Origin of the sequence: Pseudonocardia benzenivorans CB1190, from assembly GCF_000196675.2 — a bacterium.
Classification (GTDB): Bacteria; Actinomycetota; Actinomycetes; order Mycobacteriales; family Pseudonocardiaceae; genus Pseudonocardia; species Pseudonocardia benzenivorans.
Genome location: NC_015312.1, coordinates 318,812 through 338,459 on the forward strand (window position 1 = coordinate 318,812; position 19,648 = coordinate 338,459).

19 protein-coding genes are annotated in these 19,648 nt (G+C 73.0%); 12 read left to right on the forward strand and 7 right to left on the reverse strand.

Annotated elements, in window-relative coordinates; translation table 11 throughout:
• Nucleotides 1-68: 68 nt before the first annotated feature.
• Nucleotides 69-569 (forward strand): nuclear transport factor 2 family protein, encoded by a 501-nt coding sequence (locus tag PSED_RS01430; protein ID WP_013672490.1) that lies wholly within the window; start codon nucleotides 69-71, stop codon nucleotides 567-569.
• Here PSED_RS01430 and PSED_RS01435 read toward each other — a convergent pair.
• A complete protein-coding gene (locus tag PSED_RS01435; protein WP_013672491.1) occupies nucleotides 566-1,651 on the reverse strand; it encodes a lactonase family protein in 1,086 nt (361 codons plus the stop codon). The two genes, PSED_RS01430 and PSED_RS01435, sit on opposite strands and share 4 nt — an antisense overlap.
• Before the next feature lie 87 nt (nucleotides 1,652-1,738).
• On the opposite strand from PSED_RS01435, the gene PSED_RS01440 reads away from it, so the two are divergent.
• The 5 genes from PSED_RS01440 (at nucleotide 1,739) to PSED_RS01460 (ending at nucleotide 7,825) form a co-directional block, all read left to right on the forward strand.
• Nucleotides 1,739-3,166, forward strand: coding sequence for an MFS transporter (locus PSED_RS01440; protein ID WP_013672492.1), 1,428 nt, complete (start codon nucleotides 1,739-1,741; stop codon nucleotides 3,164-3,166).
• Nucleotides 3,167-3,267: 101 nt separating this feature from the next.
• A complete protein-coding gene (locus PSED_RS01445) occupies nucleotides 3,268-4,929 on the forward strand; it encodes an FAD-dependent monooxygenase (RefSeq protein ID WP_013672493.1) in 1,662 nt (553 codons plus the stop codon).
• 109 nt (nucleotides 4,930-5,038) lie between these two features.
• Nucleotides 5,039-5,524 carry a peroxiredoxin gene (locus tag PSED_RS01450; RefSeq protein ID WP_013672494.1) on the forward strand — a complete coding sequence of 162 codons (486 nt, stop codon included), beginning with the start codon at nucleotides 5,039-5,041 and terminating at the stop codon, nucleotides 5,522-5,524.
• A 108-nt stretch (nucleotides 5,525-5,632) separates the two neighbouring features.
• A complete protein-coding gene (locus PSED_RS01455; RefSeq protein WP_041759167.1) occupies nucleotides 5,633-6,142 on the forward strand; it encodes a nuclear transport factor 2 family protein in 510 nt (169 codons plus the stop codon).
• Nucleotides 6,143-6,433: 291 nt separating this feature from the next.
• Nucleotides 6,434-7,825, forward strand: coding sequence for an alanine--tRNA ligase-related protein (locus PSED_RS01460; protein ID WP_013672495.1), 1,392 nt, complete (start codon nucleotides 6,434-6,436; stop codon nucleotides 7,823-7,825).
• 192 nt (nucleotides 7,826-8,017) lie between these two features.
• Here PSED_RS01460 and PSED_RS01465 read toward each other — a convergent pair whose 3' ends face one another.
• Both PSED_RS01465 and PSED_RS01470 read right to left on the reverse strand, forming a co-directional pair.
• A complete protein-coding gene (locus PSED_RS01465; RefSeq protein WP_013672496.1) occupies nucleotides 8,018-10,159 on the reverse strand; it encodes a bifunctional lysylphosphatidylglycerol flippase/synthetase MprF in 2,142 nt (713 codons plus the stop codon).
• A gap of 13 nt (nucleotides 10,160-10,172) precedes the next feature.
• Complete coding sequence (locus tag PSED_RS01470; protein WP_013672497.1) at nucleotides 10,173-11,456, reverse strand: alpha/beta hydrolase; 1,284 nt, start codon at nucleotides 11,454-11,456, stop codon at nucleotides 10,173-10,175.
• Nucleotides 11,457-11,610: 154 nt separating this feature from the next.
• On the opposite strand from PSED_RS01470, the gene PSED_RS01475 reads away from it, so the two are divergent.
• Entirely contained in the window at nucleotides 11,611-12,030 is a 420-nt protein-coding gene (locus PSED_RS01475) for a VOC family protein (protein WP_013672498.1), read from the forward strand.
• A gap of 4 nt (nucleotides 12,031-12,034) precedes the next feature.
• On the opposite strand, the gene PSED_RS01480 is transcribed toward PSED_RS01475, so the two are convergent.
• Nucleotides 12,035-12,436, reverse strand: coding sequence for a pyridoxamine 5'-phosphate oxidase family protein (locus tag PSED_RS01480; protein ID WP_041759169.1), 402 nt, complete (start codon nucleotides 12,434-12,436; stop codon nucleotides 12,035-12,037).
• A 433-nt stretch (nucleotides 12,437-12,869) separates the two neighbouring features.
• On the opposite strand from PSED_RS01480, the gene PSED_RS01485 reads away from it, so the two are divergent.
• The 5 genes from PSED_RS01485 to PSED_RS01505 all read left to right on the forward strand — a co-directional run bounded on the left by PSED_RS01485 (nucleotide 12,870) and on the right by PSED_RS01505 (nucleotide 17,399).
• Nucleotides 12,870-13,724 (forward strand): AraC family transcriptional regulator, encoded by an 855-nt coding sequence (locus PSED_RS01485; RefSeq protein ID WP_063821884.1) that lies wholly within the window; start codon nucleotides 12,870-12,872, stop codon nucleotides 13,722-13,724.
• A gap of 2 nt (nucleotides 13,725-13,726) precedes the next feature.
• Nucleotides 13,727-14,674 carry an NAD-dependent epimerase/dehydratase family protein gene (locus PSED_RS01490; protein ID WP_041759171.1) on the forward strand — a complete coding sequence of 316 codons (948 nt, stop codon included), beginning with the start codon at nucleotides 13,727-13,729 and terminating at the stop codon, nucleotides 14,672-14,674.
• 11 nt (nucleotides 14,675-14,685) lie between these two features.
• Nucleotides 14,686-15,282, forward strand: coding sequence for a dihydrofolate reductase family protein (locus tag PSED_RS01495; protein ID WP_013672502.1), 597 nt, complete (start codon nucleotides 14,686-14,688; stop codon nucleotides 15,280-15,282).
• Between the two features lie 283 nt (nucleotides 15,283-15,565).
• Complete coding sequence (locus PSED_RS01500) at nucleotides 15,566-16,612, forward strand: alcohol dehydrogenase catalytic domain-containing protein (protein ID WP_013672503.1); 1,047 nt, start codon at nucleotides 15,566-15,568, stop codon at nucleotides 16,610-16,612.
• 136 nt (nucleotides 16,613-16,748) lie between these two features.
• A complete protein-coding gene (locus PSED_RS01505; protein WP_013672504.1) occupies nucleotides 16,749-17,399 on the forward strand; it encodes a GPR1/FUN34/YaaH family transporter in 651 nt (216 codons plus the stop codon).
• Between the two features lie 16 nt (nucleotides 17,400-17,415).
• Here PSED_RS01505 and PSED_RS01510 read toward each other — a convergent pair whose 3' ends face one another.
• The 3 genes from PSED_RS01510 to PSED_RS01520 are packed head-to-tail and all read right to left on the reverse strand — an operon-like array spanning nucleotide 17,416 to nucleotide 19,648.
• Nucleotides 17,416-18,153 (reverse strand): methylated-DNA--[protein]-cysteine S-methyltransferase, encoded by a 738-nt coding sequence (locus PSED_RS01510; RefSeq protein WP_013672505.1) that lies wholly within the window; start codon nucleotides 18,151-18,153, stop codon nucleotides 17,416-17,418.
• Nucleotides 18,150-18,761 carry an RNA polymerase sigma factor gene (locus PSED_RS01515; protein ID WP_013672506.1) on the reverse strand — a complete coding sequence of 204 codons (612 nt, stop codon included), beginning with the start codon at nucleotides 18,759-18,761 and terminating at the stop codon, nucleotides 18,150-18,152. Before PSED_RS01515 ends, PSED_RS01510 begins: the two co-directional genes overlap by 4 nt.
• 38 nt (nucleotides 18,762-18,799) lie before the next feature.
• Nucleotides 18,800-19,648, reverse strand: a complete 849-nt coding sequence (locus PSED_RS01520) for an alpha/beta fold hydrolase (protein WP_013672507.1) — start codon at nucleotides 19,646-19,648, stop codon at nucleotides 18,800-18,802.

The following is a 19,648-nucleotide window of genomic DNA, read 5'->3' on the forward strand; positions in this document are numbered from 1 at the left end:
CGCCCGTTGACCCGCCGCGCCGCGACGGGAGATTCTCGCCGCGGACCCGACGTGGAGGTGGCAGGGCGATGGACGTCGCAGACCTGGTTGCGCGCGAGGAGATCCGGGACGTCCTGCTGCGGTACTGCCGGGCCGTCGACCGGGGCGACCTCGCGCTGCTGCGCTCGGTCTACCACCCCGACGCCACCGACGACCACGGCATGTTCAAGGGCAACGGGCACGAGTTCGCCGAGTTCATCCTCGCCCAGCCCGGTCGCGACGAGCTGGTCACGCAGCACCACCTGACGAACGTCGCCATCGAGCTCGACGGCGACGACGCCCGCGCCGAGACCTACTTCGTCGCGGTCCACCGCAGGCCGGGCCCGCCCGTGTCGATCGGGCAGTTCGGCGGACGCTACGTCGACCGGCTCTCGCGACGCGACGGGGTGTGGCGGATCGCGGAGCGCGTCGTCGTCCACGACTGGAGCCTGCGGGAGACGGTCGGTCCCGAGTGGGGCGGGCTCGACGCGTTCGCCCGCGGTGCCCAGGCCCCCGACGACCCCGGGCACCGCCTCCTCGCCGCGGGTTAGGTGGCAGGCGGCGACGGGAACGCCACGCACACCGGGTTCGCCGTCTCGAGCGTGCCCAGGTGTGTCAGCGTGGCGCTGTCCTCGTCGAGGGTGAAGGCGATGAGGTCGTCGCTGTCCTGGTTGCCCAGCAGCACGATGCGCCCGTCCGGACTCAGCGCGAGCTCGCGCGGCCAGCTCCCGCGGCCGGGCTCGGTGTGCGCAAGTACGGGCTCGTCGGAATCGCCGTCGACGCGCAGCAGGGCGATGCTGTCGTGCCCGCGGTTGGACGCCAGCACCCAGCGCCCCGACGGGCTGACCCGGATCGCGGCGGTCTGGTTGAGCGTCGTGACGTCGTCGGGGATCGTCCGCACGACGGCGGTCCGCCGGTAGCCCTCGCCGTCGCGCCGTGCCGCCACGACCGTGCTGCCCAGCTCGCACAGCACGTAGAGCCGCTCGCCGTCCGGGTGGAAGGCGAGATGGCGCGGACCGTGCCCGGCCGGGATGTCGATGCGCGCGGCGGGGCGTTCGGTGAGGGTGCCGTCGTCGCCGAGCACGTAGCCGACGACGGCGTCCATCCCCAGGTCGGGCACCAACAGCAGGCCGGTCACGGGGTCGAAGGCGACCATGTGGGCGTGCGCGGCGGTCTGCCGCCGCGGGTCGACGCTCGATCCCTCGTGCGTGACGTCGGCGGTCGGCTCCCCGAGACCCTCCTCGGTGACGGGGAAGACGCACACCGACCCCGAGTGGTAGTTGGCGGTGAGCACGAACCGGCCGCTCGGGTCGATCGTGAGATGGCAGGTCCCCGCGCCGGAGGGTCGCGAGTCGAGCGCGGTGAGTGCGCCGGTGCCGGGGTCGCGTGCGAAGGCGCTCACGGTGCCGCCGGTGCGGTTGCCGGGATCGGCGGACTCGTCGGCGGCGTAGAGCCGGCTGCCGTCGGGGGACAGCGCGAGGTAGGACGGGTTGCGGGTGCGGGCGAGCAACGTGACCGGCCCGAACGTCCCCGTCGTGGTGTCGAGGGTCGTTCCGAGGATGCCGTCGTTGTGTCCGTGGACGTGGCCGAGCGTCGTGGTGTAGGTGCCGACGATGAGCGGCAGGTCGGGCACGGGACCTCCTGGGTCGGGACGCGGCGTCGCGCGGGTCACGGTACCCCGATCTTGCTTGCTTAGCAGCAAGCAATTAGCGTGGATCGCATGTTGCGCTCCGACCCTGGTCCCCGAACGGCACCGGCGGTCGGATCGGTCTCCTCCGACGAGCCGTTACCCGGCCGCTGGCTCGTCTTCGGCATCGTCGGCCTCGCCCTGCTGCTCGGCTCGATCGACCAGACGTCCGTCGCCACCGCGCTGCCGACCATGCAGGCCGACCTCGGCGGGTCCCTCGGCTGGGTCGGCTGGACGATCACGATCTACTCGCTCGGCCAGATCGTCGCGCTGCCCATCGCGGGACGGCTCAGCGACCAGTTCGGCAGGCGCACCGTCTTCCTGACCGCCGTCGCGATGTTCACGATCACCTCGCTGTGCGCGGGCCTCGCCGGCAACATCGCCTTCCTCATCGCGGTGCGCGCGATCCAGGGCCTCGCCGCGGGCGCGATCATGCCGGCCGCCACCGGGATCGTCGCCGAGCGCTTCGGCCGCAACCGCGACCGCGCGATCGGCATGTTCACCAGCATCTTCCCGATCGGCGCGATCGTCGGGCCGGTCGTCGGCGGCGTCCTGGTCACCTACACGTCGTGGCGGGCGATCTTCTTCGTCAACCTGCCGATCGGCGTCGTGATCGTCGTCGGCGGGCTGTTCCTCATCGGCCGCGGCGCCGCCCGGCCCGTGCAGACGTCGGCCATCGACTTCCGCGGCATCGGCCTGCTCACCCTGGTCCTGCTCGCCGGGATGACGACGATCACCGCCCTCGGCGGCGACGGCGACCCGGTGATGCGGTACCTGCTGGTCGGCGTGGCGGCGCTGGTCACCGTCGTCGCGGTGTGGCGGTTCCTGCGGCACGCGCGCGTCGAACCCGACGCCGTGGTGCCGATGCGGCTGCTGCGCGGACGCACGTTCGGGCCGCTCAACGCGGTCAACGTCCTCTTCGGGGCGGGCGCGCTCGGTTTCGCGACGCTCGTGCCGCTCTACGCCGAGCACCGCTACGGTCTCGGCCCGCTCGTCGCCGGCAGCCTGCTGTCCGTGCGGGCCATCGCCATGATCGCGACGTCGTCGCTGTCGGTGGCACTGCTGCGGACCGTCGGCACCCGGAAGCTGATGCTCATCGGCTACTCGCTCATGGCCGTCGGGACGGGCCTGCTGGCCGTGCCGCCGCCGGGCGGGATGTCGGCGGAGCTGTGGCTCTCGATCACCGCCGGCGTCGCCGGGCTGGGCATGGGTACGGCGGCGCCGTCGAGCAACAACGCCTCCATGCACCTGGCCAAGGAGCAGATCTCCGCGATCGCGGGGCTGCGCGCGATGTTCCGGCAGTCCGGGGGCATCGCCGGCATCTCCCTCACGACGGCGATCCTGTCCGTCGCGGCCAACCCCGGCCTCACGCAGGCCTACGTGTTCGTGGCCTTCGCGGTGCTGCTGCTCGTCGCGCTGCCGATCATCTTCGCCCTGCCGGACCACCGCGGATCCTGGTGACGCCGAGGCGGTCGGTTCGGTAACGATCGGACGACTCGTCCCGACTCGACGAACAGGTGCGTCGGCCATCGGGGGCCGGCCCGGACCGAGACGAGGGCGTCATGGCGACCGAGTCCTCCGCAGCCGCGACCGACGTGCTCGTCGTGGGCGCCGGTCCGATCGGGCTGACCGCGGCACTGGAGCTGCGCCGGCGCGGGGTGGCGTGCCGGGTCGTCGACAAGCTGACCGAGCCGCCGCAGTACGCCAAGGCCGTCGGCGTGCAGGCGCGCACGCTGGAGCTGTGGGAGGCCGCGGGCGTGCTCCCCGCGATGCTCGACGCCGCGATCCCGATGTTCGGCCAGTTCGTCTACCGCAACGGCGAGCGGGTCGCGACGATGCAGTTCGAGCTGCCGCCGGACATGCCGTACGGCTTCATGGCGCTGCCGCAGTACGAGACCGAGCGGCTGCTGCGCGAGGCGCTGGCCCGGCACGGCGTCGTCCCCGAACGGGGCGTCGAGCTGGTCTCGTTCACCCAGGACGACGACGGGGTCACCGCCGAGCTCGTCGGGCCCGGCGGTCCCGAGACCGTCCGCGCGGCATATCTCGTCGGCGGCGACGGCGCGCACAGCACCGTCCGCAAGGTGCTGGGGCTGAGCTTCGAGGGCGGGGCGTTCGCCGAGGAGTACATGCTCGGCGACGTCGAGGTCGACTGGTCGATCCCGCGCGGGTACGGGGTGCGCGCGATGCGGGAGGAGGACGGCACGGTCGTCGACCTGCTCGTGTGCATCCCGCTGCCGGGCCGCGGCCGCTACCGGATGTCGATGCTGGTGCCGCCGGAGCTGTCGTCGGCCGCGCCCGCCGCCGGCGAGGTCGCGCACGGTTTCGAGGCCGGCCGCGCCCCCGAGCTGCACCACATCCAGGCCGTCATCGACCGGATGTCGCCCGAGCCGACGGTCGCGCGGAACCTGCGCTGGTCGTCGGTGTTCCGGATCAGCCACCGCATCGCGGGCGCCTACTCCGCGGGCCGGGCGTTCATCGCGGGCGACGCCGCGCACATCCACCCGCCGACCGGCGCCCAGGGCATGAACACCGGCATCCAGGACGCGGTGAACCTGGCGTGGAAGCTGGCGGCCGCGGTCCACGGCACCGCCGCGCCGGGGTTGCTCGACAGCTACGACGCCGAACGCCGTCCGGTCGGCGAGGAGGTCGTGGGCCGCACGGTGCAGGCCGCGACGACCGGCGTCCGGTTCGACGCGGCCGACCCGTTCGCCGCGGTCCGCCGCGAGGCGCAGCTGCTGGTCGGGTATCGCGGCAGCCCGATCGTCGGCGAGGTCGACGAGTCCCTGCCCGCTGGCGCCCCGCAGGCCGGCGACCGCGCGCCGGACGCCCGCGGCCTGGTCCGCGACATCGTGCAGTTCCCGGTGCGGCTCTTCGAGCTGTTCCGCGTACCGGGGCACGCGCTGCTGCTCTACGCCGACACCGACACGACGGCCGCCGGGCTCGACGAGGTCGCCGACGCGGCGCGGTCGGTGCTGGGCGACGACCTCGTCGTGCACGCCGTGCTGGCCTCAGGGGTCCACGCCCCGCGGCTGGTCACGCCCACCCTGCGCGACGCCGCGGGGGAGTTCCGGGCGGCGTACGCGGCCGTCGACGGGACGCTGCTCGCCGTGCGGCCGGACGGGTACGTCGGGCACCGTGGCAGCGTGGCGGACCCGGCCGGGCTCCTCCGGTACGCGGCCGGGGTCGTCGCGCCCGCGGGCGAGCGCGTCGGCGTCGGCAGGTGAGCCGGATCACTTCCCAGCTGGTTGTGCCGCTGGCGTCCGCGGGCGAGGGTCGGTCTCGCACGGGTCCCCCTCCGTGCGCCGCGACGACCCAAGGCAGCGAGGAAGCAGAGTGGCCCTCTCCACCGGCGACACGATCCCCGACGTCACCCTGAGGACGATGACCCAGGACGGGCCGGCGCCCGTCGCCAGCCGCGAGGCGCTCGGCACCGGCACGGTCGTGCTGTTCGGCGTGCCCGGGGCGTTCACCCCGGCGTGCTCGGACCGGCACCTGCCCGAGTACGTCCTGCGGGCCGACGAGCTGCGCGCCAAGGGCGTCGACACGGTCGCGTGCGTGTCGGTCAACGACGCGTTCGTCATGGACGCGTGGGGCCGCTCGCGCGAGGTGGGCGACTCGGTCGTCATGCTCGCCGACGGCAACGGCGACTTCACCAGGGCGGTCGGGCTGGAGCTCGACGCGACGGGTCTCGGGCTGGGTCTGCGGTCGAAGCGCTACGCGGCGGTGCTCCGGGACGGTGTCGTCCAGGACATCTGGGTCGAGGCCGTGCCCTCCGACGTCGTGGTGAGCTCCGCCGACGCGGTCCTCAAGAGCCTCTGAGCCGAACCGGAGCCGACCGCGGGTCGGTTGCCGCCCGCGCGCGACGCGTGTGACGATCGAGATCGTCGACGGCGCCGGGCACGTCGGGCACGTCGGGGAGGGGCCGCCATGACCATGGAGATCCAGCAGTTGATGTGGGTCATCGAGGGCCTCGCCGAGGACTTCCGGACGGCCGTCTACGTCGACCGGGACCTGGACAGGGCGCTCGCGCTGGTGACCGAGGACTGCGAGGTGCGCCACGTCCCGGCGGGCACGGGTGCCGACGGCAGGCAGGCCCTCGCACACCACCTCACCGGCGAGGTGTGGCCCCACCTGCCTGACGACCTCGAGTTCCGCCGGGTCACCCGCACGTCCGACCAGCGGCGGGTGGTCGCCGAGTCGGCGGTCACGTTCACCCACGACCGCGAGCTGCCGTGGCTGCTGCCCGGGATCGCGCCGACGCACCGCCGCGTCGAGACGACGGTGGTCTCGGTGGTCACGGCCAAGCACCGCAGCAGGGCGGGCCGGACCGAGACGTGGATCCGCTCGCACCGCAGCCTGTGGGACCACGCCGGCATGCTGGCGGCGATCGGGATGCCGCCCGCCGGGATCCGCACCACCCAGGACCTGGCCGTCTGACGACGGTCGGCGCGCGCGGGCCATCTCGTCGACGACGCTGGCCCGGGCGCGGCGAGCCCGGCGACGTCGTGCGGCGCGACCTCGCGGCTCTCGGCGACCATCCGTTCCAGGTGCGGTCACGACGGCCGCCGCCGCGCGGACGTGGGCGGGCGCATCGGACCTCCCGCGTCGGCCGGGATATGGCCCCGTATTCGGACTCGGGAAATGGGCCGGAACGGTTACGGTGGACGGCGGAATCGCTTCCGGTGAATCCCCTTCCCGTCGTCGCCGCGGCGTGGCAGGGTCGGCGAAATGGACGCGCGCGCGATTCGCCAGGCGTATCTCGATCTCCTCCGCGAGCAGCGGCACGCGGTGATCGAGCGGGCGCCGCTCGTCCTGCGCGACGACCCGACGACGCTGTTCACCGGCAGTGGCATGCAGCCGTTGCTGCCGTACCTGCTGGGTGCCGAGCACCCCGACGGCGCGCGGCTCGCCGACGTCCAGCCGTGCCTGCGGGCCCAGGACATGGACGAGGTCGGCGACAACCGGCACACCACTTTCTTCGAGATGCTGGGGAACTGGAGCCTCGGCGACTACTCCAAGGCCGAGCAGATCCCGATGGTGTGGTACTTCCTCGTCGACGTCGTCGGGCTGGACCCGGAACGCATCTACGTCACCGCGTTCATCGGCGACTCCGCGCACGGAATCCCGCGCGACGACGAGAGCGCCGACATCTGGGAGCGGCTGTTCCGCGAGCGGGGAATCAGCTTCGACCGCATCGACCTCGACACCGAGGAGTACGGCAACGAGGTCGGCAACCAGGGCGCGCGGATCGCGTTCTACGGCCACAAGAACTGGTGGAGCCGCTTCGGCGGGCCCGACGAGATGCCCGTCGAGGACCCCGGCGGACCCGACTCGGAGATCTTCTACTACTTCCCCCAGGTCGAGCACGACACGGCCTACGGCCGGTATCCGCACCAGAACTCCGACGGCGGGCAGTTCCTCGAGATCGGCAACTCCGTCTCCATGACCTACCGGCGCACCGAGACCGGTGTCGTCGACCTGCCCAAGCACAACGTCGACTTCGGCGGCGGGCTGGAACGGATCGCCGCGGCGGCGATCGACAGTCCGGACGTCTATCACGTGAGCCTGCTGTGGCCGATGGTCGAGCAGCTCCAGAAGGTCACGGGCAAGAGCTACGCCGAGGCCACAACGGCGATGCGCGTCGTCGTGGACCATCTGCGCGGCGCGGTCTTCCTGGCCGCGGACGGGGTGCGGCCCAGCAACTCCAAGCAGGGCTACGTGATGCGCCGGCTGCTCCGCCGGGCCATGCGGTTCGGGCTCGACCTCGGCCTGACGGCGGGCGTCGCGGCGGAGCTGGTGCCGGTCGTCGCGTCGGTGTACTCGGACGTCTACCCGGAGATCGCGGCCGGGGAGGCCGACATCGTCGCGGTGATCGCCAAGGAGGAGAAGCTGTTCGCGCGGACCCTGCGCAAGGGGCTGTCGATGGTGCGCCGGCTCGGCCGCACGCAGCCTGCGATCTCGGGTGCGCACCTGTTCGAGCTGCACGACACGTTCGGCATGCCGATCGAGCTCTCCGTGGAGGAGGCGCACCGCCAGGGCATCGCGCTGGAGGAGACCTGGCAGGCCGACTTCGACGCGCTGATGGACGCGCAGAAGGCGCGCTCGCGGGCCGCGGGCTGACCGCGCCCGGTTCGGCGCCGCCGCGGCCGGACGTCACCGTGAAACGAAGAATGGGCCACCCGCTCGCGGGCGACCCATTCTTCGACGATTGGTGGAGGACTCAGGAATTGAACCTGACAAGGCGTCCCAAGTACGCATCCCCCGTGTGCGGGAAAAAGTACCGCGGTGATCGTCGAGGGGCAACCCCCTGTTTCACAACTGTTCGTGACCGCCCGATCGAGTGGCGGCGATCAACTGCCACGGCGTGGCATCGGGCAGGTAGGCGCGGGTGAGCGCGACGCCGATCCTGGGCAGGTCCGCCTCGTCGCGGAACGCCAGGTGCACCGGTTCGTACCGCGGCTGGAACTTGGCCTTGAACGCGTGCAACGAGCGGAAGCCGTAGAACGGCTCCAGCGCGCCGCCGAGCCGCTCCAGCAGCCGGTCGGTGCGGTCGAGCTCCGCCTCGGACACGTCGCCCCTGGCGAGCGGCGCGCCCGACAGCGAGACGAACTCTGCGCCCTGCTCACGGAACTCCAGGCAGGCCGACGCGATCATGAACTCCATGACGGACCGGAACCCGTCGGTGCGCCTGCGCATGACGTCGAGCGTCCAGCCGCGGACGACACCGCCCGGCGCGTAGACGGGCAGCCACGACGTCACGCCGTGGATCGAGCCCGTCGGGTCGATGGCGATGCCGACGCGCACGGCCGGGTCCAGCGCCTCCTCCACGCCGCCGAGGGTGAAGCCCATCTCGGGCAGACCCTTGTCGCCGACCCAGGCCTCCGAGATGGCCCTGACCTGCGCGAGGATCGCGAAAGGCTGTTCCGCGAGCGTCACGACCCGGAACTCGATCGACTCCCGCTTGGCCTTGTTCAACGCCGACCGGACGTCCTGCCAGGTCTTGCCCTTGAAGGCCAGCCCGGGCAGGTCGATCAGGGTGTCCTCGGCGATCTGCACGGTGCGCCAGCCCGCGGCCCTGGCCGCGTCGGCCGCGACGTCGGTGACGGAGAACAGGCACGGGATCAGGCCGCCGCGCTCGGCCATCGTCGTGAACTCGGAGACGGCGTCGGCGATGGTGTCGTGCGGCACGACCGGGTCGGCCAGCGCGAGCGCGACGCCCGCGTGCCGTTCGTACCCGATGTAGCCGCGGCCGTCGGCCGTGAACAGGTAGCGCATCTGCGGCCACGTCGTCATCCACGACATCGTCGAGCCGCCGACGGTCGTGAGGATCGCCTTGGCCCTGGTCAGGCCCTCGCCGCCGGCGTCGAGGGCGCCGACGCCACCGGGGACCCGCCGTCGGAACGGGACCCGGAACGCGCCCCGGTTGAGCACGATCAGGGCGAGCTGACCCAGCCACAGCAACCCGCCCGCGAGCGCGATCGGTGCGCCCTGCGGCAGCTTCCCGCCGACGATCAGCACCAGCGCGAGGACGGCCTCCACGATGTTGAGGACGCCGAGCACGACGGTGGCCCACCACGCCCACCGCTTGCCGTTGCGCAGCGCGTTGGCCACCAGGGCGATCAGCGCCAGCTCGACGAGGACGTCGGTGATGGGGCCCGCCGCGCCCGACGTCGCCCCGAACGGGCCGCGGCCGGGGAACAGCAGCACGATCACCTGGGTGAGGCCGATCAGGATCAGCCCGCCGAAGGCGATCATGCGGGTCTCGCGCCGCGTGCGCGGCCCGAACCCCGGCTCGACGCCGTAGCGCCACTGCCCCACGAGCAGCCCGGCGACGACGCCGACGGCGTGCGCGACGTCGGACAGCGTGCCCTCGAACAGGAACGCGGCGGTCACGTAGAACCACAGGGCCGCCCGCACCCGCAGCCGCCACGGCGAGCGCAGGGTCGCCGAGGTGACGGCGACGACCGTCAGCATCCCGGTGGTGAACCCGACGTCGCGGGCCCCGGCGAGGTCGCGGGCCCACACCCACGTCGTCGACGAGAGCGCCCACACGAGCAACGTCGCGACGAGCACCCCGCCGACCTCACCGGCGATCGCGCTGATCGCCGTGCGCCGTGACCCCAGCCGCAGCTCGCACGCGCCCACGAGCAGCGCGAAGAGGATCAGCCCACTCACGTACTGCCCCGGGGTCAGCGCGAAGACCCAGCCCGTGAGCAGGGTCCAGATCTTCCCCTCCTGCAGGGCCGGCACCCCGTACGCGACGTCGGGGAACCACGGCGCCTGCCACGTCGGCTCCCAGATGCGTCGGGTCAGCAGCCCGAACACGAGGGACACCGCCACGACGCCGATCGTGAACGGGATGCGCCGCAACGCGTGCGGCAGCGCCGCGGCCGCCCGCGACGCCCAGGCCTCGAAGCCGCCCTGGACCGCGGCGGGTGGGGGTGGGGTGCTCACCGGGGCCCCGCCGTCACTTCGTGAACCCCATGCGCGGGGCCAGGAAGTTCAACGCGGGCACCAACGTCGCCGTGGGCACCCCCCACGAATGGCCCTGACCCGGGACCACCTGTGTCGTGACGGTCATCCCCGCGTTCTTCGCCGCCGTCGACACCTCGGTCATCCACGACTCGGTCTGCGGCTCGTCGCCGCCCGCGGCGAAGAAGCCCCAGCTGTCCCGGTAGGTCTTCTCCGACAGCAGGGCCAGCGGGGTCAGCGCGTCGAACGCGGCCGTGTCGCCGTGGAACGCGAGCTGGACCGTCTGGGCGCGGTCGGCGCTGATCGCGGGCTCGCGCTCGCCGGCGAGATCGATGAAGGAGGGGAACAGGTCCGGGTGGCGGGTGGCCATCTGGATCGAGCAGGTCCCCCCGAACGACCAGCCCCCGAAGGCCCAGTGCGCGTGGTTGGAGTCGATGCCGACATTCGCCGTGATCCAGTTGACGACGTCGACCGTCAGGTAGGTGTCGGCCTTCGCGATGTCGGAGTCCATGCACATCGTGTTGCCGTCCTCGGCGCCGTTCGGGTCGACGACGACCGTCACCGGCGCGAGCCCGTTGTGCTGGGCGGCGAACTCGTCCATGAGCTTCTGCAGCCCGCCGGAGACGACCCAGTCCTGCGGTCCGCCGGGCTGGCCCGACACCAGGATCAGGACGGGCAGCAGCGGCGGCTTCGGACCGGCGTAGGACGGGGGCAGGTAGAACCACGCCGGCCGCGCGGTGAAGCCCGACACCGTGCCCGGGATCGGCGCCGATTCGATCCGGCTGTGGCCGGAGTCGTCACCGCGCCACCGGTCGACGACGGGCGTCTTCTCGTTCTGCGACTTGAGGTTGTTGGCGGCGGCGAACGCGGAGACGTCGTTCTCGTCGCTGGCCAGCAGTGTCCCGAGCGTCGGGTACTCCTCGAAGTAGACGTTGATCTGCGAGGCGGCCACCACGAGCGCGACGACCGTGCACACGATCGCGGTGACCTTCCGGCCGACCGACGACGCGACCATGCTGCCGACGCCGAGCACGAACACCCCGACGCCGACCGCGATCCAGAGCCGTACCGCGCCGGGCAGCGGCTCCGGCAGCAGGTCGAACACGTCCAGGACGAGCCAGTTCAGCAGGAAGTACGTCAGCACCGCGAGGACCGCGGCCACGACGATCGTGATGACCGATGCCCGGCCACCGCGGGCGAGCAGGAAGAACAGCGCGACGGCACCGAGCACGAGGAGCGTGACCGGCAGCCAGCCGCTGATCAGCGAGAGATCACCCATCGACGCACTCCCCGCGGTCCGGCCCCCCCACCTGACCACACCGGACGGTGCGACAGGGCGGACACGATCACCGAAGAGTCCGCAGCCGAATGGTCGCGCATGATCAGCGCGACGTATCCCACTGCTGCACAATCGATACCCAGGGAGGCAACCTATGACCCGTCCGCCGTTCCATCTCGCGATCCCCGTCGACGACCTCGCCGCCGCCCGCGCGTTCTACGGCGGCGTGCTCGGGTTCGGCGAGGGACGTTCGGCCGACCGCTGGATCGACTGGGACATGGCCGGCCACCAGGTCGTCACCCACCAGGTCGACGGTGCCCCGGCGCGCCGGGCGTCGAACCCCGTCGACGGGCACGACGTCCCGGTCCCGCACTTCGGGCTGGTGCTCGACGTCGCGGGCTTCCAGGACCTCGCGGAGCGGCTGCGGGCGGCGGGGACGTCGTTCGTGATCGAGCCGCACGTGCGGTTCCCGGGCGAACCCGGCGAGCAGTGGACGATGTTCCTGCTCGACCCGGCCGGCAACGCGCTGGAGTTCAAGGCCTTCGCCGACCTCGGCCGGCTGTTCGCGACCTGACCGCTCAGCTGCCGGGGAGCGTCAGCTCGACGCAGTCGGCGACGCACGCGCCCTCGGACGGCGGCTCGTCGGAGTCCGCCGCGACAGGGGCCGGGGCGGGGCGGTGCAGCACGGCCCGGGTCGCGGCGACGAGGAGCAGGTCGCCGTCGAGCGTGCCCGTACCGTCGACGATCAGCGAGTAGCCGTCGGGGGTGGGCGGCGGCCAGACCACCGTCACCTGCGGCCGTTCGGCGACGTTCGCGCGCGTCCGCCTACCCGGGTCGGCGACCCGCACGCGCCCGTCGGACCAGGTCGGGGACACGGCCGTGACGTGCGGGCGGGCGTCGTCGCCGATGGTCAGCAGGTAGGCGAACCCGTACCCGGCGATCGTCTCGCCGAGCCGGTCGACGGCCACCGCGATGCTCACAGCGCCATCGTAGGCCTGCTGAGCCCGTGTCCTGGTCAACAGAGGGCCGAAGGGTTCGTGACGTCGAGCGGGCCGGCGAGGGTCGTCGCCCGGTCGGTCTTGTCGGAGCAGGCGGAGATCGAGAACACGAAGGGCCGGTTGCGGTAGACGAACACGACGAGGTCGACGGGCCACGGCGACGGGGTCGCCGCACGTCGGCGCCCGGGTCCTCTGCGGGCCCGGGCGCTGGTCGTGCACTCGATCTGTGGTGGATGTCGTGAACGTGGTGGACGTTGTGGAGAACGATGTGGAGAACTCTCCCCCCGCGGGGCGCCGGGGACGATCGAGTGGGCCCCCTCCTGCGGGGGGCAGGCCCGAGTTTCGCCCGGCGGTGTCGGGCGGGCCTGCGCCGCGCCGGATCGACGTCGTGGCGGGGCCCGGCCATGATGTCGGGGTGGCCGCGGGATCGTCGTACGTGGACCGGGTGCCGGTGCCGGCGCTCGCCGCGGTCGCGTCGTCCGTCTGGATCCAGCAGGTCGGCGACCAGCCGCTCGCCCAGCGGTACGTGCCGCACGGCGGCGCCGAGATCCGCTGCGTCCTCGGCGAGGCGCCCCGGCTCCTCGGTCCGTTGACCGCCGCGACGTACCGGGACATCCCTGCGGGTGGGACCGTCGTCGGTGTCCGGCTGCGCCCCGGAGTGCTGGGCGGCCTCGCCGGACCGCCCGCCGACGAACTGGCCGACCAGGACGTGCCCGGCGCCGAGCTCTGGCGCGACCCGGACCGCCTCACCCACCTGCTCGGCGAGGCCCCGACGCCCGAGGTCGCGCTCGACCGGCTGCAGGCGTTCGTCGCGAGGACGGTCGGTGAGCCGGACCCGCTCGTCGCCGAGGCCGTCCGGAACCTGATGCCGTGGCGTGGCGGCGGCCCGGCCGTGCTGCCCGACCTGCTGTCGATCTCCGAGCGCCAGCTGCGCCGGCGGTGCCGCGCCGCCGTGGGGACGGGTCCGAAGGAACTGCAGCGGATCCTGCGGTTCCACGGGTTCACCGCCCGGGTCCAGGTGGCGGTCGACCGCGGTGCGCCGGGCGACCTCGCCGGCTGGGCGGTCGAGGCCGGGTACCACGACCAGGCCCATCTGACCCGGGAGTGCCGCAGGCTCACCGGAGTGCCCCCGGGCGAGTTCCTCGCGCAGTACCGGTCCGCGTGCGCGGGCGGCGACGACCACGACCACGCCGCGTCGTACCTGCCGATGCTGCGGGGGAGATGGCCGTTCCGTACAAGAGCGGAGGGCGCGCGGGGCCTAGCGTCGTGAGCATGATCCTCGTGACCGGCGGGCTGGGGTCGATCGGCTCGCACACCGCGCGGGCGTTGCTCGACCTGGGTGAGCGGGTCGTCGTCTCCGCGCACCGCTCGACCCGGCTGCCCGACTTCCTCTCCGCCGAACCGGACGACCGCCTGGTCGTCGAACCGCTCGACACCACGGACGCGGCCGCCTTCCTCGACATCGGGAAACGTCATCCGGTGACCGCGGTCGTGCACCTCGCCGCCGCCCCGTTCGACCTGCCGGATCCCGTCGCGTACCTGCGGGCCGAGAGCACCGCGCTGCTCAACGCGCTGGCCGCCGCGACCGCGTGGGGAGTGCGGCGCTTCGCGGTCGCGAGCTCGATCGCGGTGTACGCGGGCCTCGGCGGCGCGGCGTTCCGGGAGGACGTCCCGCTGCCCGTGGTCGCCGCGCACCGGATCCCCGTGTTCAAGAAGACCGCGGAGCTGTTCAGCACGCTCGCCGCGGCACATGCCGGGTTCGACGTGGTCAACCTCCGGATCGGCACGATCTGGGGCCCGCTCGGTCTGCCCGACTCGCCGTTCTTCGCGCTCCCGCGACTCCTCAGCGCGGCCGTCCGCGGGGAGGAGCCCGACCTCACCCCGCCCCGGCCGCCCGCGCACGCCGACGACGCGACCGACCTCTGCTACGTCAAGGACTGCGGCCGGGCCGTCGCGTTGCTCGTGCTCGCCGACCGGCTGAACCACGCCACCTACAACGTCTCCGCCGGACGGCTCGTGCGCTACGCCGAGGTCGTCGCCGCGATCAACGCCGCCGTCCCCGGTGCGCGCATCGAGCTGCCGCCGGGACACAGCCCGGACCGCCCGGCAGGCCATCTGGACATCACCCGGCTGCGGCAGGACACCGGCTTCGAGCCCGAGTACGACGTCGAACGCGCTGTGCCCGACTACGTGGCCTGGCTGCGGAACCACGAGGCGTGAGGAGAGCCGGCATGGCACGGGTCGTGATGCACGGGGTGGTGTCGGTGGACGGGTTCGTCGCCCTTCCCGACGACACCGTCGGACCCCTCTTCGACTGGTACTTCAACGGCGACACCCAGCTGACCGCACACGCCAGCGGATGGACCTTCCCGGTCTCGCGGGCCTCGTTCGACCACGTCCAGCCGTTCTGGGACAGGATCGACGTCACGCTCATCGGCCGGCACCTGTTCGACACCACCGACGGCTGGGACGGCAAACCGGCCGCGGGTGACCAGCTCGTCGTCGTCACCCACCGGCCGTTGCCCGAGAGCTGGGTCGCGGAGCATCCCGACGCCCCGTTCCACACGGCCGGCTCGGTCGAGGCCGGCGTCGCGCTGGCCCAGGAGCTCGCGGGTGACGGGCTCGTCTGCGTGACCGCGGGGGACCTCGGGGGGCAGGCCTTCTCCGCGGGGCTGGTCGACGAGGTGGCCATGGACGTCGTCCCGGTCGTGCTGGGCGAGGGGGTGCGCTACTTCGGCAGCCACACCGGCACCGTGCTGCTCGACGACCCCGACCAGGTCGTGCAGGGCGACCGTGTCCTGCACCTGCACTACACGGTCCGCCGCTGAGGCGCCGCGACCGCGGGTGGTCCCTCCCGGCTCGCGCCGCGCGTCGTCGTCCTCACACAAGGTCGTCGCCGGTCGGCGCCCGCGCTACGGTGGCAGCCGACCTTTCGGACAGGGATCCCCGTCCGGCGCGGGAGCGCCCGTGGCCCCCGGACTGTCCCGGGTCCGGGACGCTCCGCCGATCCGGGCGCCGCGTCGCCCCGCGAACCGTCCGAGATCGCGACAGTCCTTCGGCAGATCGGCTCCTACCGTCGTGCGGGCAGCATCCCCGACGCGGAGGTTCCAGATGAAGGCGATGGTTTACCACGGCCCCGACGACAAGGCCTGGGAGGACGTCCCCGACGCGACGGTGCAGGACCCGACCGACGTCGTCGTCCGCGTCGACACCACCACGATCTGCGGCACCGACCTGCACATCCTGCAGGGCGACGTCCCCGCCGTCACCGACGGGCGCATCCTCGGCCACGAGGCCGTCGGCACCATCACCGCGGTGGGCGACGCGGTCAGCGGCTTCGCCGTCGGTGACCGCGTCCTCGTCCCCGCCATCACCAAGTGCGGCCGCTGCGAGTACTGCCAGCGCGGCATGCCCTCGCACTGCCAGACCGTCGGCGGCATCGGCTGGATCTTCGGCCACCTCATCGACGGCACCCAGGCCGAGTACGTCCGCGTCCCCTACGCCGACACCTCGCTCTATGCCGTCCCCGACACCGTCACCGACGCCCAGGCGATCTTCCTCGCCGACTCCCTGCCCACCGGCTACGAGGTCGGCGTCCTGGCCGGGCGGGTGCGTCCCGGTGACACCGTCGCGGTCGTCGGCGCCGGTGCGGTGGGGCTGTCCGCTGTGCTCACCACCGGGCTGTGGGGCGCCTCGCGGGTGATCGCCATCGACTCCAACAAGTTCCGGCTGGAGAAGGCCCTGGAGTTCGGCGCCACCGACGCCGTGGAGGTCGGTCCGGGCACCGTGGCCGACGTGACGGCGCTGACCGACGGGCTGGGCGTCGACGTCGCGATCGAGGCCGTCGGCTACCCCGAGACCCTGCTGACCGCGGCCTCGCTGGTCCGTCCGGGCGGGACGATCGCCAACGTCGGTGTGCACGGCACCCCGGTCGAGCTGCCCATGCAGGACATGTGGATCAGCAACGTGACCATGACGATGGGGCTGGTCGACACCGTCTCGATCCCGACCCTGCTCAAGATGGTCGCCAGTGGCCGGATCCCGGCCGAGAAGATGGGCACCCACTCGTTCACGTTCAGCCAGATCGACGAGGCGTACGACGTGTTCAAGAACGCCGCGGCCAACCAGGCGCTCAAGGTCGTCATCACCCCGGGCTGATCCCGTGGGTGGCAATGGTCGCCAAGGCGACCATCGCCACCCACCAGTGGCCCCGCCCTCCGGTTGTCCGGCCTCCGGTGGTGCACCGGCTGCCCGGCCTCCGTCCCCGCTCCACAGACTCGACGAGGAGTCCCCCATGTCTCTCGACCCGGACGCGCCACCGGCCACCGCACCGGCGCCCGCCGCACCGGCGCCGCCTGCGGGCAACCCGGCGCTCATCGCACTGCCGACCTTCCTGGTCGGCGGCATCTCGCTCGGACTGTGGTTGGTCGGATTCCTGCCCCGCGATCTGCCGGGCGGTCTGATCTCCGCGGTGTTCTTCGTCAACGGCATCGGTGTCTGGGTGGGCGCGCTCTGGGCCGCCCGCCTCGGGCAGAGCGCCGTCGCGAGCATCTTCGCGATCTTCGGGGCGTTCTGGATGAGCTTCGGAGTCCTCGTTTTCGGGCTGGTCAACGGCCTGTTCGGGGTCTCGTCCGACGCGACGGCGGCGGCGTCGCAGGTCCAGTCCATCCAGGCGACCTTCCTCATCTCATGGTTGGTCGTCTTCCTGACGCTCACGCTCGCGACGCTGCGGTTGCCGCTGGCGTTCACCCTGCTGTTCGTGCTCGTCGACGCGGCGGTGGCGCTCGTCCTCGGCGGCGTGCTCGCGGGCTCAACCACCCTCCTCACCTGGGGTGGCGTCGCGGTGTTCGCGTTCTGCCTCGTCGGCGTCTACCTGTACTTCGACGGGATGGACGGCGACCTCGGCGGTTCGGCACGACCGCTGGGACGGCCGATCAGGGGTTGACCCTCGGTAACGGGAGTCAGGCCGCGGGGCGGCACGTCCGGCACGGCCGGTAGCCCGCGGCGACGGCGGCGGCCACCGTCGGGAAGCCGTGCCGGTGCGCCGGGGTGATCCGGCGGGCGTCGCGGCAGGTCGGGAAGCAGACGATCCCGGTGGTGTCGCTCGCCAGGTAGTGCACCCCGCCACGGGCGAGGGCGGCGACCTCGTCGAGGTTCGCCCCCTCGTCGCGCAGCAGGGCGTCCTTGCGCGCGGGGCCGAACATGTAGTCGCCGGCGGCGCCGTCGGCACGCACGACCCGGTGGCACGGCACCAGCAGCGGCACCGGGTTGCGGGCCAGCACCGTGCCGACGGCCCGCACCGCCCGGGGTCGGCCCGCCTCCCGCGCGACCCAGCCGTAGGGCCGGGTCTGGCCCGCCGGGATCCGGGCCGTCGCGGCCAGGACGTCGCGTTCGAAGTCCGACAACGCGTGCAGGTCGAGCGGGGGTCGTCCCGCGCGGCCGCGCAGGGCCGGGCCGACGCCGGCCGGGAGCCGGTCGAGCCGGCGCAGGGGCCGGTCGAAGCGGTCGCGGTAGGCGGCGGCGAACTCGTCGGCCGACCCGGCGGGCCGGACGAACTGCACCCCGTGCGCGGTGACGGCGACGAACACGTCGCCGAGCCGGCTCGGGGCGCTCGTCCAGCCGGTGAACACCCGGCCGGGCAGGGTCGCGGGCGCGGGCGCGGCGAGGCCCGCCAGCGCCGACAGCAGGGAGTCGTTCATGGTGCGCTCCTTCCCGACACGGACACCCGCTGTGCCGCACCGGTATCGGCCGGTTCGGTGAGCAGCGTCCGGAGTCGTCGTAGTCCTCGGGACACATGTGACTTGGCGGTTCCGCCCGCGCAGCCCAGTACCTGGGCCACCTCGGCGGTCGGCAGCCCGACGACGTGGCGCAGCACGACGGCGGACCGCTGGGGTTCGGGCAGCGCGGCGAGCGCCGCGGTGAGTTGCCGACGGTCGTCGGCACGCAGGGCCTCCTGGGCCGGCCCGGCGATCTCCGAGGCCGGCTCGACCGGGTCGAACGCGGGTGGCGGGGCGGGTCGCCGGGATGCGTCACGAGCGGAGTTGCGGGCGGCGTTGCGGACGATCGTCAGCAGCCAGGGACGTACGGCCAGCGCCGCGACCCGGCCGGCGTCGTAGCCGCGCAGGGCGCGGTAGGCGCGCAGCAGCGACTCGGCCGCCAGGTCCTCGGCGTCGGCGGCCCGGGCGGTGAGTGCCCGGGCGACCGAGTGCACGACGTCGCCGTGCACGCGCACCACCTCGGCGAACCCGGCGTCGAGGTCGCGGGCCAGCGCGCGGCGCAGCCGGTCCGCGGTCTCGTCGGGTGTCATGTCCTGCAGAACACCACGACGGGCGATCGGTTGCGGCCCTAGCCGCCCGCCACGGCCTCCCGCACTGCGGCGGCGAACAGCTCGGGTGCCTCGACCGGCACGAAGTGGCCGACGCCGTCGACGGGCCGCACGTCGGCGGCGCCGAACCACTCGCCGACCCGGTCGGACCACTCCCGGGGGAACAGCGGGTCGAACTCGGGCCACAGGACGATCGCGGGCGTCGGGAGCGGGGCCTCGGGCGGCTGCTCGACGAGCGCCCGCGCGACCGTGCCCGATCCGCCGCGGTACCAGCCCACCGACGCGGTGAACCTGCCCGGCGCCGCGTAGCGGGCGGTCAGGTGGTCGAGCCGGGCGTCGGACGGGGTGAACCCCGGTCCGCTCCAGTGGTTCCAGAAGTGCGCGAGATAGTCGCGCACGGCGTCGGGCCTGCCGTCGACGAGCCGTTCCGCCAGTTCGAGCTGGTGGAAGGCCTGATACCAGAACTCGCGCTGCGCCTGCGGTTCCAGCACCCGACGTCCCGCGCCGGGCAGCGGCGGGGTGACGACGACAGCGCGCACCCGGTCCGGGTGCTCGGCCGCGAGCTGCTGGGCCACCCGGCTCCCGATGTCGTACCCGGCGACGACGGCGTCGGGGAACCCCAGCTCGTCGAGCAGCCCGACGACGCTGCGGACCTGGGCGGCCAGCGCGTGGTCGCCCCCCGGGTCGCGGTCGGATCCGCCGAACCCGCGCAGGTCGGGCACGACGACGTCGGCGTCGCCCGCGAGCAGTGCCGCCACCTCGGCATGGTCGGTCCGGTCGCCGGGCCAGCCGTGCAGCAGGACGACCGGGGCACCGGAGCCGGTCCGGTCGTACTCGAGCGCGGCACCGTCGACGGGGGCAGAACGCAT

Bases quoted from the DNA above. Each gene is read 5' to 3' on its own strand.
- PSED_RS01430 (WP_013672490.1), top strand. From the start codon at position 69: ATGGACGTCGCAGACCTGGTTGCGCGCGAGGAGATCCGGGACGTCCTG.
- PSED_RS01440 (WP_013672492.1), top strand. From the start codon at position 1,739: ATGTTGCGCTCCGACCCTGGTCCCCGAACGGCACCGGCGGTCGGATCG.
- PSED_RS01445 (WP_013672493.1), top strand. From the start codon at position 3,268: ATGGCGACCGAGTCCTCCGCAGCCGCGACCGACGTGCTCGTCGTGGGC.
- PSED_RS01455 (WP_041759167.1), top strand. From the start codon at position 5,633: ATGACCATGGAGATCCAGCAGTTGATGTGGGTCATCGAGGGCCTCGCC.
- PSED_RS01460 (WP_013672495.1), top strand. From the start codon at position 6,434: ATGGACGCGCGCGCGATTCGCCAGGCGTATCTCGATCTCCTCCGCGAG.
- PSED_RS01470 (WP_013672497.1), bottom strand. From the start codon at position 11,456: ATGGGTGATCTCTCGCTGATCAGCGGCTGGCTGCCGGTCACGCTCCTC.
- PSED_RS01475 (WP_013672498.1), top strand. From the start codon at position 11,611: ATGACCCGTCCGCCGTTCCATCTCGCGATCCCCGTCGACGACCTCGCC.
- PSED_RS01490 (WP_041759171.1), top strand. From the start codon at position 13,727: ATGATCCTCGTGACCGGCGGGCTGGGGTCGATCGGCTCGCACACCGCG.
- PSED_RS01495 (WP_013672502.1), top strand. From the start codon at position 14,686: ATGGCACGGGTCGTGATGCACGGGGTGGTGTCGGTGGACGGGTTCGTC.
- PSED_RS01500 (WP_013672503.1), top strand. From the start codon at position 15,566: ATGAAGGCGATGGTTTACCACGGCCCCGACGACAAGGCCTGGGAGGAC.
- PSED_RS01505 (WP_013672504.1), top strand. From the start codon at position 16,749: ATGTCTCTCGACCCGGACGCGCCACCGGCCACCGCACCGGCGCCCGCC.
- PSED_RS01510 (WP_013672505.1), bottom strand. From the start codon at position 18,153: ATGAACGACTCCCTGCTGTCGGCGCTGGCGGGCCTCGCCGCGCCCGCG.
- PSED_RS01515 (WP_013672506.1), bottom strand. From the start codon at position 18,761: ATGACACCCGACGAGACCGCGGACCGGCTGCGCCGCGCGCTGGCCCGC.
- PSED_RS01520 (WP_013672507.1), bottom strand. From the start codon at position 19,648: ATGCGTTCTGCCCCCGTCGACGGTGCCGCGCTCGAGTACGACCGGACC.